Source organism: Streptomyces roseicoloratus (assembly GCF_004117935.1).
In the GTDB taxonomy this organism is placed as follows: domain Bacteria; phylum Actinomycetota; class Actinomycetes; order Streptomycetales; family Streptomycetaceae; genus Streptomyces; species Streptomyces roseicoloratus.
In genome coordinates this window covers 45,199-62,665 of sequence record NZ_SDOY01000111.1, presented here as the reverse complement: position 1 = coordinate 62,665, position 17,467 = coordinate 45,199, and the positions used below count along the sequence as shown (strand labels likewise).

The 17,467-nt window shown below is 74.2% G+C and carries 14 protein-coding genes; 9 read left to right on the top strand and 5 right to left on the bottom strand.

What is annotated here, in order from left to right; all coding sequences use genetic code 11:
• The 5 genes from ESG85_RS13370 to ESG85_RS13350 form a co-directional block, all read left to right on the top strand.
• Positions 1-398 (top strand): DUF8189 domain-containing protein (locus ESG85_RS13370; protein ID WP_484422034.1); only part of this gene is annotated, 398 nt, incomplete at its 5' end.
• 21 nt (positions 399-419) lie between these two features.
• A complete protein-coding gene (locus ESG85_RS13365; protein WP_128978841.1) occupies positions 420-1,892 on the top strand; it encodes a DUF8189 domain-containing protein in 1,473 nt (490 codons plus the stop codon).
• Positions 1,893-1,940: 48 nt separating this feature from the next.
• Positions 1,941-4,022 (top strand): DUF8189 domain-containing protein, encoded by a 2,082-nt coding sequence (locus ESG85_RS13360; RefSeq protein ID WP_128978839.1) that lies wholly within the window; start codon positions 1,941-1,943, stop codon positions 4,020-4,022.
• Between the two features lie 143 nt (positions 4,023-4,165).
• Entirely contained in the window at positions 4,166-4,945 is a 780-nt protein-coding gene (locus ESG85_RS13355) for a serine/threonine protein kinase (protein WP_181019026.1), read from the top strand.
• 10 nt (positions 4,946-4,955) lie between these two features.
• On the top strand, positions 4,956-6,383 hold the full coding sequence (locus tag ESG85_RS13350; protein ID WP_128978862.1) for a serine/threonine-protein kinase: 1,428 nt from the start codon (positions 4,956-4,958) through the stop codon (positions 6,381-6,383).
• Positions 6,384-6,514: 131 nt separating this feature from the next.
• On the opposite strand, the gene ESG85_RS13345 is transcribed toward ESG85_RS13350, so the two are convergent.
• Positions 6,515-7,327 carry an endonuclease I family protein gene (locus ESG85_RS13345; protein ID WP_128978835.1) on the bottom strand — a complete coding sequence of 271 codons (813 nt, stop codon included), beginning with the start codon at positions 7,325-7,327 and terminating at the stop codon, positions 6,515-6,517.
• Positions 7,328-7,534: 207 nt separating this feature from the next.
• Complete coding sequence (locus ESG85_RS13340) at positions 7,535-7,990, bottom strand: Lrp/AsnC family transcriptional regulator (protein ID WP_128978833.1); 456 nt, start codon at positions 7,988-7,990, stop codon at positions 7,535-7,537.
• A gap of 109 nt (positions 7,991-8,099) precedes the next feature.
• On the opposite strand from ESG85_RS13340, the gene ESG85_RS13335 reads away from it, so the two are divergent.
• From ESG85_RS13335 to ESG85_RS13320, 4 genes are all read left to right on the top strand, one after another.
• Positions 8,100-9,182, top strand: coding sequence for an asparaginase (locus ESG85_RS13335; protein ID WP_128978831.1), 1,083 nt, complete (start codon positions 8,100-8,102; stop codon positions 9,180-9,182).
• Positions 9,183-9,508: 326 nt separating this feature from the next.
• Complete coding sequence (locus tag ESG85_RS13330) at positions 9,509-10,939, top strand: aspartate ammonia-lyase (RefSeq protein ID WP_246094988.1); 1,431 nt, start codon at positions 9,509-9,511, stop codon at positions 10,937-10,939.
• A gap of 82 nt (positions 10,940-11,021) precedes the next feature.
• The gene (locus tag ESG85_RS13325) at positions 11,022-11,627 is read left to right on the top strand and encodes a DUF6197 family protein (protein ID WP_128978829.1); all 606 of its coding nucleotides are present in this window, start codon (positions 11,022-11,024) and stop codon (positions 11,625-11,627) included.
• Positions 11,628-11,847: 220 nt separating this feature from the next.
• The gene (locus ESG85_RS13320; RefSeq protein ID WP_128978827.1) at positions 11,848-13,116 is read left to right on the top strand and encodes a phosphoribosyltransferase family protein; all 1,269 of its coding nucleotides are present in this window, start codon (positions 11,848-11,850) and stop codon (positions 13,114-13,116) included.
• A 28-nt stretch (positions 13,117-13,144) separates the two neighbouring features.
• On the opposite strand, the gene ESG85_RS13315 is transcribed toward ESG85_RS13320, so the two are convergent.
• The 3 genes from ESG85_RS13315 to ESG85_RS13305 all read right to left on the bottom strand — a co-directional run bounded on the left by ESG85_RS13315 (position 13,145) and on the right by ESG85_RS13305 (position 17,374).
• Complete coding sequence (locus tag ESG85_RS13315; RefSeq protein WP_128978858.1) at positions 13,145-13,729, bottom strand: TetR/AcrR family transcriptional regulator; 585 nt, start codon at positions 13,727-13,729, stop codon at positions 13,145-13,147.
• A gap of 101 nt (positions 13,730-13,830) precedes the next feature.
• Positions 13,831-16,608, bottom strand: coding sequence for a SpoIIE family protein phosphatase (locus tag ESG85_RS13310; protein ID WP_246094986.1), 2,778 nt, complete (start codon positions 16,606-16,608; stop codon positions 13,831-13,833).
• A gap of 265 nt (positions 16,609-16,873) precedes the next feature.
• Entirely contained in the window at positions 16,874-17,374 is a 501-nt protein-coding gene (locus tag ESG85_RS13305; RefSeq protein ID WP_128978825.1) for an SRPBCC family protein, read from the bottom strand.
• Between the last annotated feature and the right edge of the window lie 93 nt (positions 17,375-17,467).

The following is a 17,467-nucleotide window of genomic DNA, read 5'->3' as shown; positions in this document are numbered from 1 at the left end:
ACCAGGACGGCCGCCTGGAGGTCTTCGCCTCGGGTCCGGTCGGCGTCTTCCACAAGTACCAGACGAGTCCCACGAGCTGGTCCGAGTGGGAGGGCACGGGCGGCCCGGCCGACTCCCAGCTGACCAGCCAGCGCACCGCCGACGGTCGGGTCGAAGTGTTCGCGATCAACGGCAGCGTGGCCCAGCACAGCTGGCAGACCGGGGCGAACGCCCCGTACGGGCCGTGGGAATCCTTCGGCACCGGAGGCACGGAGGTCACCGCCACGGCGAACGACGACGGCCGCATCGAGGTGTTCGGCACGAGCCACGCGGGCGTCCACCACAAGTGGCAGACGGGCTTCGCCAGTTGGTCCGAATGGTCCTGGCTCGGCAACAGCGCCGGCCCCGCCGTCGACTGACGAGACACGAGGAGACACCAGGTGCACACCACCCCCGCACAGCGCTCCCGAAGAGCGCCCCGGCGCGCCGTCCTGTCGACGCTCGTCTCGCTGTTGCTCGCCGCGGGCGTCCTCGCCGGCGCCTCGCCCGCCCACGCCGCGCCGAGCGACCTGTGCGCCCGGGTCGGCTACGACGCGGGCTTCCGCGGCGACGCCCTGGTGACCGCCGTCGCCGTCGCCCTGGCCGAGTCCAGCTGCGACCCGTCGGCGACCAACACGTACAACAACACGCCGCCGTCCCGCGACCGGGGCCTGTGGCAGATCAACGACTACTGGCACCCCGAGGTCGACGACGCCTGCGCCTACGACGCTTCGTGCAACGCCCGCGCCGCCTACGAGATCTCCAACGGCGGCACCAACTGGCAGCCCTGGTCCACCTACAACGCGGGCCACCACTGGCGGCACATGGACGAGGCCCGGGCGGCCGTCGACCGTCTCGGCCACCACGAGCCGGGGCCCGCGCCGCTGGTCTATCCGGCAGAGTCGGGCCGGGTGGTGTCGGCGAGGTCGGCCGACGGGCGCCTCGAAGTGTTCGCCGCGGGCGCCGACGGCGTCCACCACGCCTGGCAGACGGAGGTGAACGGCGGCTGGTCCGCGTGGGAGTTCCTGGGCGGACCCGGCGGTGCCGAACTCGCCGTCGGACCCGCCGCCGACGGCCGGCTGGAACTCTTCGCCATCAACGGGAACGTCTTCGAGCACCGTTACCAGCTCCGGCCGTCCGGCGGCTGGTCGGGCTGGGAGAACTTCGGTGGCGGCGGCAAGGACATCGCCGTGGGCGCCAACGGCGACGGCCGGCTCGAGGTCTTCGCCTCGGGTCCGGTCGGCGTCTTCCACCGGTGGCAGACCGCGCCCAACGGCGGCTGGTCGGAGTGGGAGTCCGCGGGCGGCGGACCGGCGAACAGCCGGATCGAGATGGAGAAGGCACCGGACGGGCGCCTCGAGGTCTTCGCGCTGAACGGCGACGTCTTCCAGCACCTGTACCAGACCGCGGTCAACGGCGGCTGGTCGGCCTGGGAGGACTTCGGCGGCGGCGGACGCGACCTCACGGTCGACCACAACCAGGACGGCCGCCTGGAGGTCTTCGCCTCGGGTCCGGTCGGCGTCTTCCACAAGTACCAGACGAGTCCCACGAGCTGGTCCGCGTGGGAGCCCACCGGCGGTCCCGCCGATGCACAGCTCACCAGCGAGCGATCGCCCGACGGGCGCGTCGAGGTCTTCGCCATCAACGGCAGCGTCGCCCAGCACCTCTGGCAGACCGGCGTCAACGCGCCCTACGGCCAGTGGGAGACCTTCGGCACCGGCGGCACGGAGGTCACCGCCGCCGCCAACGCCGACGGCCGGATCGAGGTGTTCGGGACCAGCCACGCGGGCGTCCACCACAAGTGGCAGACCGGATTCTCCAGCTGGTCCGAGTGGGCCTGGCTCAGCACGACCTCCGGCCCTCCCGTCGACTGACCGCCGAGCAGCGGCGGTCACGTCCCCCCGGTCCCCTGGAGAACCGTCATGCGACCGCTCAGCCGGCGGAACCTGCTGCGTGCGGCCGGAGCGGGAGCCCTCGCGCTCCCGCTTCCGGTTCGTACCGCATCCGCCGCCCCCACCCCGGCCACCCCGTACGCGGCCGACGTACCCCACCGGTGGCTCACCGCCGGCCCCTTCACCCACGTCCACGACCCCTCGCTTCCCGACCGCCGCCGCTACCTCAACGACCACACCCTCGTCCGGGCAGGCGACCGCTGGCACCTGTTCGGCATCGTCGGCGACAGCGCCCCGCCCGGGCAGGCACCCGACAGCGCCGCCGAGGACGCCTTCACGCACGCCTCCGCGCCGAGCCCGTACGGCCCGTGGACCGTCCATCCCGACGCCCTCACGGTCGACCCCTCGTACCACGGCGAGGAACACCTGTGGGCGCCGCACGTCATCGAGGCGGGCGGCACCTACTGGATGTTCTACGCGGCCGGCGGCAGCTCCGGCGCCGCGATCAACCTGGCCACCTCCACCGACCTGTTCACCTGGACCCGCGTACCGTCCGGCCCGCTGTTCCGCGGCATCGCCGCACGCGACCCGATGGTCGCGCGGATCGGCGGCGCATGGGTCATGTACTACACCGAACTGTCGGCCGCCGACGGCCGGCACATCGTCGCCTACCGCCGCTCCGCCGACCTGCGGCACTGGAGTGCACCCGGCACCGCCTTCGCCGACGAGTCCACGACCGCCTCCGGCGTCTCGGTCACCGAATCGCCCTACGTGGTCGAACGGGACGGCTGGTACCACCTGTTCGTCGGACCCCGCGGCGGCTACGACGGCACCGACGTCCTCGCCTCGCGCGACCCCTTCCGCTTCGGCCTCGACGGCTATGCGGGACACGTGCCGGGACACGCCGTCGAGCCCTTCACCGACGGGCGGCGGTGGTACGCGAGCGCCGCCGGCTGGTTCCGGCACGGCCTGTACGTCGCCCCTCTGACGTGGCAGGACACGCCTCCGACCTGGCAGAGCCCGGACAACCCGGCCGCCGCCCTGGACGTCGGGGACCGACTGACCCTGTTCGCCCTCGACGCCGCCGACCGGTCCGTGCTGCGGCGCGTCCAGCTCGACGCCGCCACCGACACCTGGTCGGAGTGGGAGCCGTTCGGCGGCCCGGCCGGAGCGGTCCCCACGCTCGGCCGCGACACCGACGGCCGCCTGGAGGTGTTCTCGCTCGCCCCCGGCGGCGCCCGCCTGCACCACCGGGTCCAGCGACCCGACGGCGGCTGGTACGACTGGGAGGAGTTCGGCGGCCCCGCGGGCGCCGCACCCGCCGTCGCCCGCGACGCCTCCGGCCGGCTGGAGGCCTACGCGCTCGGCCCGGGCGGCGCGGTCCTCGCCCGCCGCCGCCAGTCGTCGCCCGGCTCGCTCACCTGGGATCCGTGGGATCCCGGCTTCGGCGGGGCGGCCGGAGCGCCACCGGTCGTCGCGGCCAACGCGGACGGCCGCCTCGAAGTGTTCGTGCTCGCGCCCGGCGGCACGGCGATCCTGCACCGCTGGCAGACCACGCCGGGCGGAGCCTGGTCCTCGTGGAGCCGCTTCGGCACCGCCGCCGGCGCCGCGCCGCGCGTCGCCCGGGACGGCACGGGCCGGCTGAACGTCACCGCGATCGCCCCGTCCGGGGTGGCGGCCTTCCAGCGCCGCCAGGCGGTGCCGAGCGGCGGCTGGGACGCATGGCAGCCGCTGCTCGGCTGGTCGACCGCCGCCCCGCTGCTCGTTCCGGGCGAGGACGGGCGGCTCGAGGCCTTCACCCTCGCTCCGGGCGGCGAACGGCTCGCCCACCGCTGGCAGACCGCACCCGGCGGCGACTGGGCCCCCACCGACGTCCTCGGCGAGGACTTCGGAGCGGGCCTCGGCGGGGACGCCGGAGGCGGCGGTGCCGAACTCGCCGCGACACCGTCGGCCGCGGCCGACGCCACCGGCCGGCTCCACGTCTTCGCCGTGCCGGCGGACGGACGGATCCGCACCCGTGTCCAGGAACGGCCCGGCGGCGGGTGGCTGCCCTGGACCGCCTTCGGTGACCGCGCGATCGCGCCCCTGAGATCAGGCAGTCCCGCTCCCTGACGCCCGCCCCGCCCCGCTGCCTCTCCTTCGTCCCCTCGCCGCGCCCGGCCGAAGTGGCCGATGCCACGCGGTGAAACCCCGTGCGCAAGCGGTAACGTTCGATGTGTCGGACAGCGGTCGGGGCACGGGGGACGGAGGGAGCGGTGCGCGGCATTGTCGTCCACTTACCGGAGGGTGGCGACGGCGGAGCCGTGACCCTGCGGCTCGGGCCGGGGGAGCGGGTGCGGTTCGGGCGCGGCTCGTCCGCCCACCCGGTGGATCTCCGCATCGCCGACGAGGCGGTCTCGCGGCTCGCCGGGGAGATCAGGGCCACCGACGACCACTGGCAGCTGAGCAACCTCAGCGCCACCCACGGCTACCTGGTGGAGAACCCGGAGGGTGCCGGCGAGTACCTGCGGATCCCGCCGCGGCGCCTCGGTGCGCCCATCCCCTTTGAGTTCTCCCGCGTGGTGCTGCCCTCGCGCCGCGACACGCCGGTCTCCTTCCAGGTGTTCGCGCCCGACCACGTCTACCTGGACCCGCACGCCGTCGGCGGCTCCTGGGAGAGCCGTACCCTCACCGCGTACTCCCTGGACGAGACCGCCACCTACTTCCTGGTGCTCGTCGCGCTCTGCGAGCCGTGGCTGCGCGACCGGTCACCCGTGGCCGTGCCCACCACCCCGCAGGTCGTCGACCGGCTGCGCGGACACCCCGCCTGCGCCCGGCTCACCGCCCGCGCCGTCAGCGCCCACATCGACTACCTCGCCGACGAGAAGCTGCGCATCGGCCCCCCGGCCCCCGACGCGACGGGACGGACCGACCGGCGGAACGGCAAACGCGAGGCCGTCGTCGGACTCGCCCTGAAGTTCGGGATCGTACGGGAGGAGCACCTGACGCTCCTCCCGCCGCGCGGCGAACCGGCAGATCCGGACACCCGGGGGTGAGGACGGCATGATGCGGATGTCGCACGGCCCGGCGGGTTCCTGGGACAGCGACGGGCCGGAACTCCTGCCCCGTGGCCACCGGGTGGGCGACTGGATTGTCGACGAGCCGATCGGCGCGGGCGGCTGGGCCACCGTCTACGCGGCCCACCCCGCCGACCCGGAGGGGCAGGACGGACCGCCCGTCGCCCTCAAGGTCATGCCGACCGCGGGACTCGCGCCCCGACAGGCCCGCAACGTCGCCGAGTCCGCCCGCCGCGAGGTGGAACTCGGCCGCACGGCACGCCACCCCAGACTCGTCCGGCTCCTCGGCTCGCTCGTCCTCACCGCCCCGGACCGACCGTCCCTGGACGGTGCCATCGTGCTCGTCATGGAACGCGCCCGCTGCACCCTGCGCGAACTGCTGCGCTCCCCGGTCGACGAGGCCGAGGGAGCCCGGCTGATCACCGGGATCTGCGAAGGACTCGCCCACCTCCACCGCTCCGGCTGGGTGCACACCGACCTCAAGCCCGAGAACATCCTCATCGGCGAGGACGGAGAGGTGCGCCTCTCCGACTTCGGCTTCGCCATCGAACTCAGCGGCACCCACGGCTTCTCGGCCCCCATGGGCACCTTCGACTACCTGCCGCCCGAGCGCTGGAACGAACCGCTCGGCGAACAGGGCGTCAGGGTCCGGCCGACCGCCGACATCTGGGCGCTCGGGATCGTCGTGCACGAGGTGTTCGCCTCCGGCGCGCCGCCCTTCCCCGGCGCCACGCCGACGGCGCGCGGTGCCGCGGTGCGGGAGTACGCGGAGGGCCGGCTGCCGCTGCGGCTCGACCCGGCCGTCCCGGAGTTCTGGCGTGCCTTCGCCGCCGACTGCCTCGCGCCCACGCACGCGGCCCGCGCCGCCCACACCGCCGAGCGCCTGCTCGACCGGATCGCGGCCCGGACCACGGCACCGTCGCGCCGCCGTCTTCGTCGGGCCGTGCGGCGCTCCGCGTTCGTCGCCCTCGGCCTCGGCGCGGCGGCCGGCGGCCTCCTCTGGTCGTACGCCGGACCGGGCGGCGTCGGTGAAGACGCCGTCCGGATCCGGGTGTTCAACGCCGAACGCGGCTGCCAGGACCGCACCGACCGCGCGCCCGAGTGCAGCCTCGGGCTCGCGGTCGACCCGATGCGGCCCTACACCGCCGAGAACGTCGTCCCGACCCGGGTCTGGCACGGCGACCTCCTCGACGCCGACTGCCGGCTGCCCGGAGGGCAGCCCATCGTCGACGAGGAGGACCGCGGCTCCTCCGTCTGGCTGCGCGTCCGCCTCCCGCGCGCGGGCACCCCGGCCACGGCCTGGCTGCCCGAGGTCCGCACCAGGGACCGCCCCGCGCTCCCGCGCTGCGCCGGTCCCGCGTACCCCGCCCGCCCGGGCCTCACCGGCATGGACCCGGGCGAGCCGGACGCACGCTAGGGGTGCCTCGGCGCAGCGGCAGCACCTCGGCCAGGCGGGCGCCGACGTCGGCGCGGGGTACCGGTGCACAGCCTCGCCGACGGACCCGTGGACGGCCTCGGGGGTGGAACCCGGCGTGCCTCACGCTCGGGTCACCAGATGGCCTCGACCCACTCCGGGTGGTCGATGAACGGATTGCGGTTGCCCTGGTACGTGTGGAAGATGACGTCGTTGCGCCGCTGTTCGAAGGCGCTCGGCGGGTCCTGCTCGTTCCACTGCTTCAGGATCGAGAGCCTGCCGTGGAAGGGCACGCTGCCGTTGGACGACGAGTCGTTGGGCTCCAGGTCCGCGAAGGCGTCGTCGCCCTCGTAGCGCACGGCCATGTAGAGGATCATGCGGGCCACGTCGCCCTTGTCCGCGTCGCGCGGCTCGAAGGAGTTGCTGTCCGTGTAGCTGCCGGCGGCGCCGCTGACCGCGCTGCCGCCGAGGTCCCAGTCCTTGTTGCCGCGGATGCTGTTCACCTTGACGTCGCAGGCGCGCAGGTGGTGCAGGTCGGTGCCGGGACCGGCCGAGGTGCCGAAGTCGCCGTGCGACTGCGCCCAGACGTGCTCGCGGTTCCAGTCGCCGACGTCCCCGCCGTTGAGGTTCTTGCTGCGCGAGACGCCGCTGTAGAGGAGGAGCACGTTGGCGGTGTTCACCGGGTCCTGGTCGGTGACCTTCAGCGCGTCCCAGACGGCGCTGTAGGAGATCTTCCGCTGGTCGCTGATGATGGTGTGCAGCGAGGCCTTGAGGCTCGTGCCCGTCTTGCCGACCGCGTCCTCGTAGTACGTGCTGTCGTAGGCGGTGGTCGTGGCGCCGGCCGGTGTCGCGGCGACCGTGGGCAGGGCGAGGCCTGCGAGGACGGCGGATATCGCGGCCCAGGTCTTCCAGCCGGTCCGCTTCGCGAGGGACGGAGACAAGGACATGGGGGGTCCTTTCTGACGTGGGGGACTGCCCCGCGCCGCACGGTGGGTGCGGTGTGGAGGAGGGAGTTCGGGGATGTGTGGCAGCAACTCTGCGCGCGTAGAACGTCGGGAAACAGTCGTCCTGCGCACGCGCGGTTGAACCGTACATGACCAAATAGCGTCGACGGAACGCCTTCCTCCGTGTGAAAGTTCCGGGGTGACGGGGGCTCAGCGGTCGACCGGGAGGCCGCGCGGCTCCTTCACGCGCTTCATGATGATCTGCGAGTTGACCTCCGTGACCCCGGTGAGGGTCGTGAGCCGCTCGATCCACAGCCGCTCGTACGCCGAGAGGTCGGCGACCGCGATGCGCAGCAGGCACCCGGGGCTGCCGAAGAGGCGGTACGCCTCGATCACGTCCGGGATGTCCTGAAGGGCCTCCTCGAACGCCTCCACCGTCTCCCGGTCCCGCTTCACCTCGACCGACACCAGCACCTCGAAGCCGCGCCCCACCGCCTCCGGGTCGATGATCGCGCGGTAGCCCCGGATCACCCCGTCCTGCTCCAGCTGCCGGACCCGCCGCAGGCACGGTGACGGGCTCAGGCCCACCCGCTGGGCGAGCTCCTGGTTGCTCAGCCGGCCGTCGGCCTGCAGCTCACGCAAGATATGAAGATCGATACGGTCCATGGCGCAATTATTCACCACGCCAACGCGATACGTCGGGCTGGATTCGCAATCGCATTGCGTGACGATTGGCCTATCGTTGCGGCGCACCCCAGGGAAGGACGGCATCATCATGAAGTGGACGCGCGACGCCCGGCCGCGCCGCATCGTGGTCATCAGCACCGGCGGCACCATCGCCAGCCGCTGGACCGGCAGCGGATACGCCGCCGACGCCTCGGGCGACGACGTCGTGGCCACCGCCGCCGTCCCCGACCACGTCGACGTCGAGGTCCTCGACCTCTTCAACGTCAACAGCTCCCGGATGACCACCGACCGCCAGCTCCGACTGCTGGCCGCCGTCCACGAGACCCTCGCCGACCCGGGCGTCGACGGCATCGTCGTCACCCACGGCACCGACACCCTCGAGGAGTCGGCCTTCTTCCTGGACCTGCACCACTCCGACCCCCGCCCGGTCGTCTTCACCGGCGCGCAGCGGCCCTTCGGCACCGGGGACGGCGACGGGCCCGGCAACCTCTACGACGCCCTCCAGGTCGCCGCCACCGTGCACGGCCTCGGCGTCCTCGTCGTCTTCGACGGCCTCGTCCACGCCGCCCGCGGCACCGTCAAGACCAGGACGCTCGACTCCGATCCGTTCGCCGATCCGTCCGGCCGGCGCGTCGGCCGGCTCGGCTTCGGACAGGTCGACGTCGAGCGCGAGCCGGAGCGGCCGGCGCCGCTCCCGCTGCCGGAGGCGGCCATCGCCGCGATCACCTCCACGGCCGGTGCGGCCGACGCGAGGCGGGTCCTGCCGCGCGTCGACATCGTCATGCACCACTCCGACAACGACCCGGTCCTGTTCGAGGCGGCCGTCGCGGCCGGCGCCCGTGGCATCGTCCTCGTCGGCACCGGCGCCGGCAACGCCACCCCGGAGATAGCCGACGCCGTCGCCCGGGCCGTCCGGGACGGCGTCCACGTCGTCCTCTCCACCCGGGTGGCCTCCGGGCCCGTGGCCGAGGTCTACACGGGCGGCGGAGCCGTCGACCTGGCGGCGGCCGGTGCGGTGCTGGCCGGGACGCTGCGGCCGGGGCAGGCACGGATGGCGCTGCTGGCCGGCCTGCTCGCCGAAAGCACCTCGCCGGAGCGCCGCAACCAGCTGCTGCGCACCCTGCTCGAGGGCCCGGTGCGCGCCGAGTCCGTGCTCGCCGTCGCACACTAGGCGTGTGCCGGAGGTCCCGTCCGCCCGGCGGCGTCCGGCACGCACGCTCGCCGCGTTGCCCGGGTCGCCCCGGTGCATCCGGTATCGGGGCGACCCTCCGCCTTGCGATCGCACGCACCGGACACCGCCGGGCCTGCCCTCCGGGCAGACGACGCTCCTTTCGGCACACGCCCGAGGTCTTCTGTCCCGGAGCGTGGCCGGACAGGCCCTGAGGCCGTTCCGGACGCCGTCGGTGTTCCGGCGGGTCCTCGGCTTCCCCTGAGACCGGTCCGCCCCTTTCCTTCGTGTCCTCTCCCTCCCCTCCCCACGCCTAAGGCACCGTCACCGTGATCCCCGCACAGCAGAACCACGTCCGTCGCGAGCACGACCTGCTCGGCGACCGCGACGTTCCCGCCGAGGCCTACTGGGGTGTCCACACCCTGCGCGCCACGGAGAACTTCGCCATCACCGGCACCCCCATCTCCGTCTACCCGAAGCTCGTCGAGGCGCTCGCGGCCGTCAAGGAGGCCGCCGCACTCGCCAACGAGGAGCTCGGCCTGCTGCCCGCCGCGAAGGCCGGAGCGATCGTCGCCGCCTGCCGCGAGATCCGCGGCGGCGCGCTGCACGGCGAGTTCGTCGTGGACGTCGTCCAGGGCGGTGCCGGCACGTCCACGAACATGAACGCCAACGAGGTCGTCGCCAACCGGGCCCTCGAACTCCTCGGCCACGCCAAGGGCGAGTACCACCTGCTGCACCCCAACGAGGACGTCAACCTCGGGCAGTCCACCAACGACGTCTACCCGACGGCCATCCGCATCGCCGCCATCGGCGCCGCCCGCGAGCTGCTGCGTGCCATGGCCGTGCTCCAGGACGCCTTCGCGGAGAAGGCCGTCGAGTTCGGCGGTGTGGTCAAGATGGGCCGCACCCAGCTGCAGGACGCCGTGCCCATGACGCTGGGCCAGGAGTTCTCCACGTACGCCGTGATGCTGGAGGAGGACCGCGGCCGCCTCGCCGAGGCGATCGAGCTGATCCACGAGATCAACCTCGGCGCCACCGCCATCGGCACCGGCCTCAACGCCGCGCCCGGCTACGCCGAGACCGCGCGCCGGCACCTCGCCGGCATCACCGGGCTGCCGCTGGTCACCTCCGCCAACCTGGTCGAGGCCACCCAGGACTGCGGCGCGTTCGTCCAGCTGTCCGGCGTTCTCAAGCGGATCGCCGTCAAGCTCTCCAAGACCTGTAACGACCTGCGGCTGCTGTCCTCCGGGCCGCGGGCCGGTTTCGGCGAGATCAACCTGCCGCCCGTGCAGGCCGGTTCGAGCATCATGCCCGGCAAGGTCAACCCGGTCATCCCCGAGGTCGTCAACCAGGTGGCCTTCGAGGTCATCGGCAACGACATGACCATCACCATGGCCGCCGAGGGCGGTCAGCTCCAGCTCAACGCCTTCGAACCGGTCATCTTCCACGCCCTGTCGAAGAGCATCACCTCGCTCCGGGCGGCCTGCGTCACGCTCGCCGAGCGCTGCGTCACCGGCATCACCGCGAACACCGAGACCCTGCGCGCGAGCGTGGAGAACTCCATCGGGCTCGCCACCGCCCTCAACCCGCACCTCGGGTACACGGCCGCCACCGCCATCGCGCAGGAGGCGCTCGCCACCGGCCGCTCGGTCGCCGAGCTCACCCTGGAGAAGGGCCTCCTGCCTCCCGAGCAGCTCGCCGAGCTGCTCACTCCCGCCCGCCTGACGGGCACGGCGGGAGGGCCGCTGAGCGCCGTCTGACGGCGGCGGCGGCTCAAGCCGGGGCGCGACAAAGCCGACATTCCTACCGAAGTGGGAATCTCTTTGCCGTGGAGCCGCCCGTATGACCACCGCCGCCACCACCCCCGACGACCTCGACCGCGAGGCCGCCGCTCTGCTCGACACCGCCGCCTGGCAGGAGATCGTCGCCCGGTGGAGCGAGGCGCCGCCGGCACGGGAGGAGGCGGCCGACTGGCGGCTGCTGCTGTCCGTGCCGGTGGAGCGGCTCGTCGCGGACGCCCTCGACGCCGTCGACCGGGCGGCGGCCGCCCGTCCCGCCGAGCGGCCGCTGCCCGGACGCCTCGGCGCGGTCCTGCCCGACCGGCTGCACGTCTGGCGCCGACTCGGCCGCCCCGACGTCCGCCCCTCCGTCCACCTGGCCCACGCCCGGCGCGTCCTCACCGAGTGGGGCTGGCAGAACACCCCGTACCGCCTGCGCGACGCCCGCGGCGCCCGCTGCGTGTGCGGCGCGATGCTCGCCGCGCACCGGCTCGGTCACGGCAGCGCCGCCACCATGAACGAGGCCGGAGCCTGGATGCTCGAAGAGCTCCGCTCCCGCGGCTGGCACGACCTCATCGGCCCCTGGAACCGCGCCCCGGGCCGCACCGCCGCCGACGCCCTCGCCCTTGTGGACGCCACCATCCACCGCGCCGCCCGCGCCGGACGCTAGCACCGGTCCGGCGGTCACGGCCGGGGCCGCGACGCCTGGCGGCCGCTCGCCGCGTCGCGTCTCCCACGGATCATGGCCGGTCCGAGGAGAACGGCCCCGGCCACCACCACGGGACTACCCTGGGTGTGGGGGCCGCGGCCCGACCGGACGACCACGTCCGGGGCCGTCCCCGCCCCGTCGCTCCCGAGCGCCCCTCGTACGGGCAGGAAGGCGAGCGGGCATGTACTTCACCGACCGTGCCGACGCGGGCAGACAGCTCGCCGCGCTGCTGGGGGACCTCGACGCCCAGGACCCGGTGGTGCTCGGGCTGCCGCGCGGCGGGGTGCCCGTCGCCGCCCAGGTCGCCGACACGCTCGGCGCGCCCCTCGACATCTGCCTGGTCCGGAAGCTGGGCGTGCCGTACCAGCCCGAGCTCGCCATGGGCGCGATCGGCGAGGACGGCGTACGGGTCCTCAACGAGGAGGTCATCGCCCGCAGCGGGGTCACGCAGCACGACCTCGCCGAGGTCGAGCGGCGCGAGCGGGTCGTCCTGGAGGAGCGGGCCCGCCGCTACCGGGGCGCCCGCGAGCCGGCCGACACCGCGGGCCGCACCGCGGTCGTCGTCGACGACGGCTTCGCGACCGGGGCGACCGCGTTGGCCGCGTGCCAGGTGGTACGGGCCCGGGGCGCCGGCCGGATCGTGCTCGCGGTGCCGGTCGCGCCGCGCGGCTGGCGGACCCGCGTCGGCGACGCGGCCGAGCAGACGTACTGCGTGCGCGAACCCCTCGGCTTCTCCGCGATCGGGCAGTTCTACCAGGACTTCGCCCAGACCCCGGACGAGGAGGTCGTCGCCGCCCTGCGGCTGCGGCGCGGAGAGGCCGGCGTGGACACCGATGTCCGCGTCCCGCTCGGCGGGACCGAGGCCGGCGGGCGGCTGACCGTGCCCGACGGCGCCACCGGCGTGGTGCTCTTCGCCCACGGCAGCGGCAGCAGCCGGCACAGCCCGCGCAACCGCGCGGTCGCCGAGACCCTCAACCGCGCCGGGCTCGGCACGCTCCTCTTCGACCTGCTGACCGAAGCCGAGGCCGCCGACCGCGCCAACGTCTTCGACACGCCGCTGCTCGCCGAGCGCCTGGCCCGGGCCACCGACTGGCTCGCCGGCCGGCCCGGCACCAGGGAACTGCGCCCCGGCTACTTCGGCGCCTCCACGGGTGCGGCGGCAGCACTGTGGGCCGCGGCCGGGCCCGGCAGTCCCGCCGGCGCCGTCGTCTCCCGGGGCGGCCGCCCCGACCTCGCGGAGGAGCGGCTGCCCGACGTCACCGCGCCCACCCTGCTGATCGTCGGCGGCGCCGACTCCCTGGTCCTCGACCTCAACCACCGCGCGGAACGCCTGCTGCGGTGCGAGCACCAGCTCGTCACCATCCCCGGCGCGGGCCATCTCTTCGAGGAACCCGGCGCCCTGGCCGGAGTGGGCACCCTGGCGGCGGCCTGGTTCGCCGACCGGCTGTGACCGACCTCCTCGGGGCGCCCCGGTACGGCTACGCCGCGGAGCCGCCGACGATCCGGTCCACCGCGGCCGCGATCAGCGCGTCGCGCTCCTCCTCCGAGAAGACCTCGGGCAGGGTGAGCTGTTCGACGATCAGCCAGTTGAAGGCCAGGATCAGGAGCTTCACGGCGGTCGCGTCGCCCGGCAGGCCGGACCCCTCGTGGTACGTGACGTTCGCCTCGACGTCGGCGCGGACCCGGGCCGTGAGGACCGAGCGGAGCTCCGGACGGCGGGTGGCCTCCAGACGGAGCTCCAGGAGGGCGAGGTAGCCGGTGCGGAAGGAGCTGACACGGCCCACGAGCTCCCGCATCAGCTCCGTGTACGTCTCCAGGTCGGGGCTCGCCGCCCGCTGGCGGGCGATCGTCTCCTCGTCCGGCTGGAGCCGCTCGTAGACCCGGGCGCCCGCCTGGGTGAGCAGGTCGTCGCGGTTGGCGAAGTAGTTGGACGCGGTGCCGGGCGGCACCGCCGCCTCGGTGTCCACGGCGCGGAAGGTGAGGCCCCGCGCGCCGTCGCGGGCGAGCACCTCGATCGCGGCGTCGACCAGCGCCGCCCGCCGCTCGGGGTTCCTGCGCGCCACCGTCATCACTCCCGTCTCGCGGCCGTTCCTCGTCACGCCGGCGTCATTCCGGCCTCACGTCGACATCACTCCGAGGACAGTACTACGGGTGGAGTGGCTGATTACCAGGCGAGGTCCTCCAAGGCGTCCAGATCGGGCACCGGCCCCGAGCCGTTGCCGCTCGGCCGGTCCGGCGCGACCGGGAGCTCCGCCCAGATGGTCTTGCCGCGCCGGGCGTAGCGGGTGCCCCAGCGCTGGGCGAACTGCGCCACGAGGAACAGGCCGCGGCCGCCCTCGTCGGTGTCCGTCGCGTGCCGCAGGTGTGGCGAGGTGCTGCTGCCGTCGGACACCTCGCAGATCAGCACCCGGTCGTACACCAGCCGTACCCGCACCGGCGGGCGGCCGTACCGGATCGCGTTGGTGATCAGCTCGCTGAGCACGAGCTCCGCCGTGAACCCCACGTCCTCCAGACCCCACTCGGCGATCCGCGCCGCCGCGGCCGTCCGCACCGGCGCCACCGCCGACGGGTCCGGGGACACCTCCCACTCGGCGATCCGGTCCGCCGGGACCCGGTGGGCGCTCGCCACCAGCAGCGCGACGTCGTCCGACGGCACCGGGAGCAGCAGCGCCGCCAGCACGTCCGCGCAGGTCTGCTCCGCGGACCGGCCGGGCCGCGCCAGCGCCTGGCGCAGCAGCGCGATGCCGGAGTCGAAGTCCCGCTCCCGGCTCTCCAGCAGACCGTCCGTGAACAGCACCAGCTTGCTGCCCGGCTCCAGCTTCAGCCGCGCCGACTCGAACGGCCGGTCGCCCAGGCCCAGACCCAGCGGCAGCCCGGCGGGCACCGCGGGGAACTCCACGGTCCCGTCCGGCCGCACCAGCGCGGGACCCGGATGCCCGGCGCTCGCCATCGTGCACGAGCCCGTCGTCGGGTCGTAGATGACGTACAGACACGTCGCGCCCGCCGAGCCCTCGGCACCGCCCTGTTCCCCCTCGCCGGATCCGCCCTCGCGCCGCAGACCCGGTTCGATCTCCTGGCCGAGCCGGTCGATCAGCTCGTCGAGATGGCTCAGCAGCTCGTCCGGCGGCACGTCGAGCGTGGAGAAGTTCGCCACCGCCGTCCGCAGCCGGCCCATCGTCGCCGCCGCGTGCAGACCGTGCCCCACGACGTCGCCGACGACCAGCGCCACCCGGGCCCCCGGCAGCGGGATCACGTCGAACCAGTCGCCGCCCACGCCCGCCTTCGCCGGCAGGTAGCGGGACGCGACCTGCATCGCACTCTGGTCCGGCAGCGCCCGCGGCAGCAGACTCCGCTGCAGCGCCACCGCCATCGAGTGCTCACGGGTGAACCGGCGGGCGTTGTCGATCGCCAGCGCCGCACGCGCCGCCAGCTCCTCCGCGAACGACAGGTCGTCCTCGCCGAACGGCTCCGGCGTGTCCTTGCCGCGCCAGAAGTTCGCCATCCCCAGCACCACGCCCCGGGCCAGCAGCGGCACCGTGAGCAGCGAGTGCAGACCGTACCCGAGCGCCTGCGCCGCACCCTCGGGGTCCTGCGCCCGCCAGCCCTGCGCGGCGGCCAGGTCCGCCTGGATCACCGCCCTGCCCTGCTCCAGGGCCGAGGCCATCGGCGTCGTCGGCACCACGAACCGGATCAGGTCGCCGACCGGCTGCAGCGGAGTCTCCGGGGTCACCCCGCTCAGCGCCGTCCGCCGCATCTCCGTGAACGCCCCCGAGGGCTCCTCGCCCCGCACCACCGGGTCGAGCAGCTCCACCGTCACGAAGTCGGCGAACCGCGGCACCGCCACCTCCGACAGCTCCTCCGCCGTCCGTACGACGTCCAGCGTCGTGCCGATCCGCGTCCCCGCCTCGTACAGCAGCCGCAGCCGACCCCGCGCCACCTCCGCCCGGCCGGTCAGCGCGGCCAGCTCGGTCGTGTCGCGCATGGTCATCACACAGCCGCCGTCGGCAGCTCCGTCGGCCGTCGGCCGGACGTTCACCGCGAGCAGCCGGTCCCCGGCCAGGTGCACCTCGTCCGTCGCCGCCCGTCCCGACAGCAGCAGCGCGGCGGTACGGGGCTCCAGACCCAGTTCGCGGACGTGGCGCCGCTCGGCGTCCTCCGGCAGCTTCAGCAGCCGGCGCGCCTCGTCGTTCGCGAGCAGCAGCCGCCCGTCACCCGCGACGATCACCACGCCCTCCTTCACGGAGTGCAGCACGGCCTCGTGGTGCTCCTTGAGACGCGTCATCTCGGCCGGACCGAGACCGTGGGTCTGCCGCCGCAGGCGCACGCTCACCAGCGCCGCCCCGCCCAGCGCCAGGACCAGCGCGACCCCGGCGGCGCCGAACAGCAGCGGCAGCCGGGACTCCACCGTCTCGCCGACCGTCGCCACCTCGATGCCGCTGGTCACCATGCCGACCACGGCCCCGGCGTCGTCCCGCACCGGGACGACCGCGCGCACCGCGTCGTTCGGAGCGCCGTGGAAGATCTCGGTGAACGACTCACCGGCCCGCGCCCGGGCTATGTCGCCGCTGGCCCGCTCGCCGATGAGGGACGGGTCGGAGTCGGTGTAGCGCGCGCCGTCCGGTGCCAGGACGGCGATGAAGTCGACGCCCGAGGCGATCCGGGCCGCCTCGGCACGCGGCTGCAGCACCGCCGTCGGATCGTCGGCCTTCAGGGCCTCGGCGATCCCGGGTGCGTGGGCGAAGGTCTCCGCCACGGCCAGGGAACGGTTCCGGGCGTTGCGCTCGCTGTCGTGGCGGTCCTGGAGCACGATCGCGATCGCCGCAGCGGCGATGAGCAGCAGCGCGATGATCGCCTGCAGGCTGAAGACCTGCCCGGACACGCTCCGCAGCCGGGAGGACCGACCCCGCGGCTCACCACGGGACCGGTCCGCGCGTCGCGTCACGGTGCGCTCCTTCCCGCCCTGCTCGCCGGGGCCTCCTTACCATGCTGCCCCCGGCGCCGCCTCCAGGGAAAACGGGGGCGCCGCGGATACGCCCGCACGGGCCGCCGCCGGGCTGAACGGTGACGGAGCGCAGCCGGACGGCGGCCACGAAGAGCGACCGGACGGGGGTGGGGAGAGGGCAGAGGAGGAGAGAGGAAGGGAGGGGAGAGGAAGGGAGGGGAAGGAAATGGGTCGGGGCGGGGCGGGGCGGGACCGACGCGGGCCGTCAGCCCGCGCTGCGGACCGTCGCCGCCTGCGCCGCCAGCCGGGCGAGGGTGGTGCGCATGCCCTCCCGGTTCACCGCGATCCGGCGCTCCGGGTTCGTCCCCGCGAACACCGTGCCCAGCAGGCTCGCCAGTCCGCCGCCCCGGCCGGTGCGCAGGTCCCGCCAGGTCTCGGTGACCCGCGTGCCGCCCTCCTCGGCGTCGAAGCGGTAGCCCCAGCGCGCGATCGGCAGCCCGAGGACGCCCACGTCGAAGACGAACTCCTCGCCCGGGCGGGCCGTCGTCACCCGGCCCGTGGTGAACCACAGGAACGGTCCGCGCCGGTTGAACCCGACGAACCGCGTGCCGGTGCGCACCGGCGGCCGTCGCACCCACACCCCGCGGCACTCAGGGCTCCACCGGCCCATGTTCCGCAGGTCGGACACCAGCCCGTACAGGGTCGTGCGGTCCGCGTCGACCAGCACCGACTCCTCGAGACTCCACCGTCGCTCCGCGTCCGTCATGTGCCCGCTCCCCTCGGTCGACCGGAAACTGCGTGTTACCCGCGGGTACGCTAGCGGACGGAAGGCCCTGTGCGGGAGCGGCCCGGGACGTTA

Excerpts from the sequence above, each read along its gene's own strand:
- ESG85_RS13340 (WP_128978833.1), bottom strand. The coding sequence starts at position 7,990 with ATGGACCGTATCGATCTTCATATCTTGCGTGAGCTGCAGGCCGACGGC.
- ESG85_RS13350 (WP_128978862.1), top strand. The coding sequence starts at position 4,956 with ATGCGGATGTCGCACGGCCCGGCGGGTTCCTGGGACAGCGACGGGCCG.
- ESG85_RS13320 (WP_128978827.1), top strand. The coding sequence starts at position 11,848 with ATGTACTTCACCGACCGTGCCGACGCGGGCAGACAGCTCGCCGCGCTG.
- ESG85_RS13305 (WP_128978825.1), bottom strand. The coding sequence starts at position 17,374 with ATGACGGACGCGGAGCGACGGTGGAGTCTCGAGGAGTCGGTGCTGGTC.
- ESG85_RS13325 (WP_128978829.1), top strand. The coding sequence starts at position 11,022 with ATGACCACCGCCGCCACCACCCCCGACGACCTCGACCGCGAGGCCGCC.
- ESG85_RS13360 (WP_128978839.1), top strand. The coding sequence starts at position 1,941 with ATGCGACCGCTCAGCCGGCGGAACCTGCTGCGTGCGGCCGGAGCGGGA.
- ESG85_RS13345 (WP_128978835.1), bottom strand. The coding sequence starts at position 7,327 with ATGTCCTTGTCTCCGTCCCTCGCGAAGCGGACCGGCTGGAAGACCTGG.
- ESG85_RS13335 (WP_128978831.1), top strand. The coding sequence starts at position 8,100 with ATGAAGTGGACGCGCGACGCCCGGCCGCGCCGCATCGTGGTCATCAGC.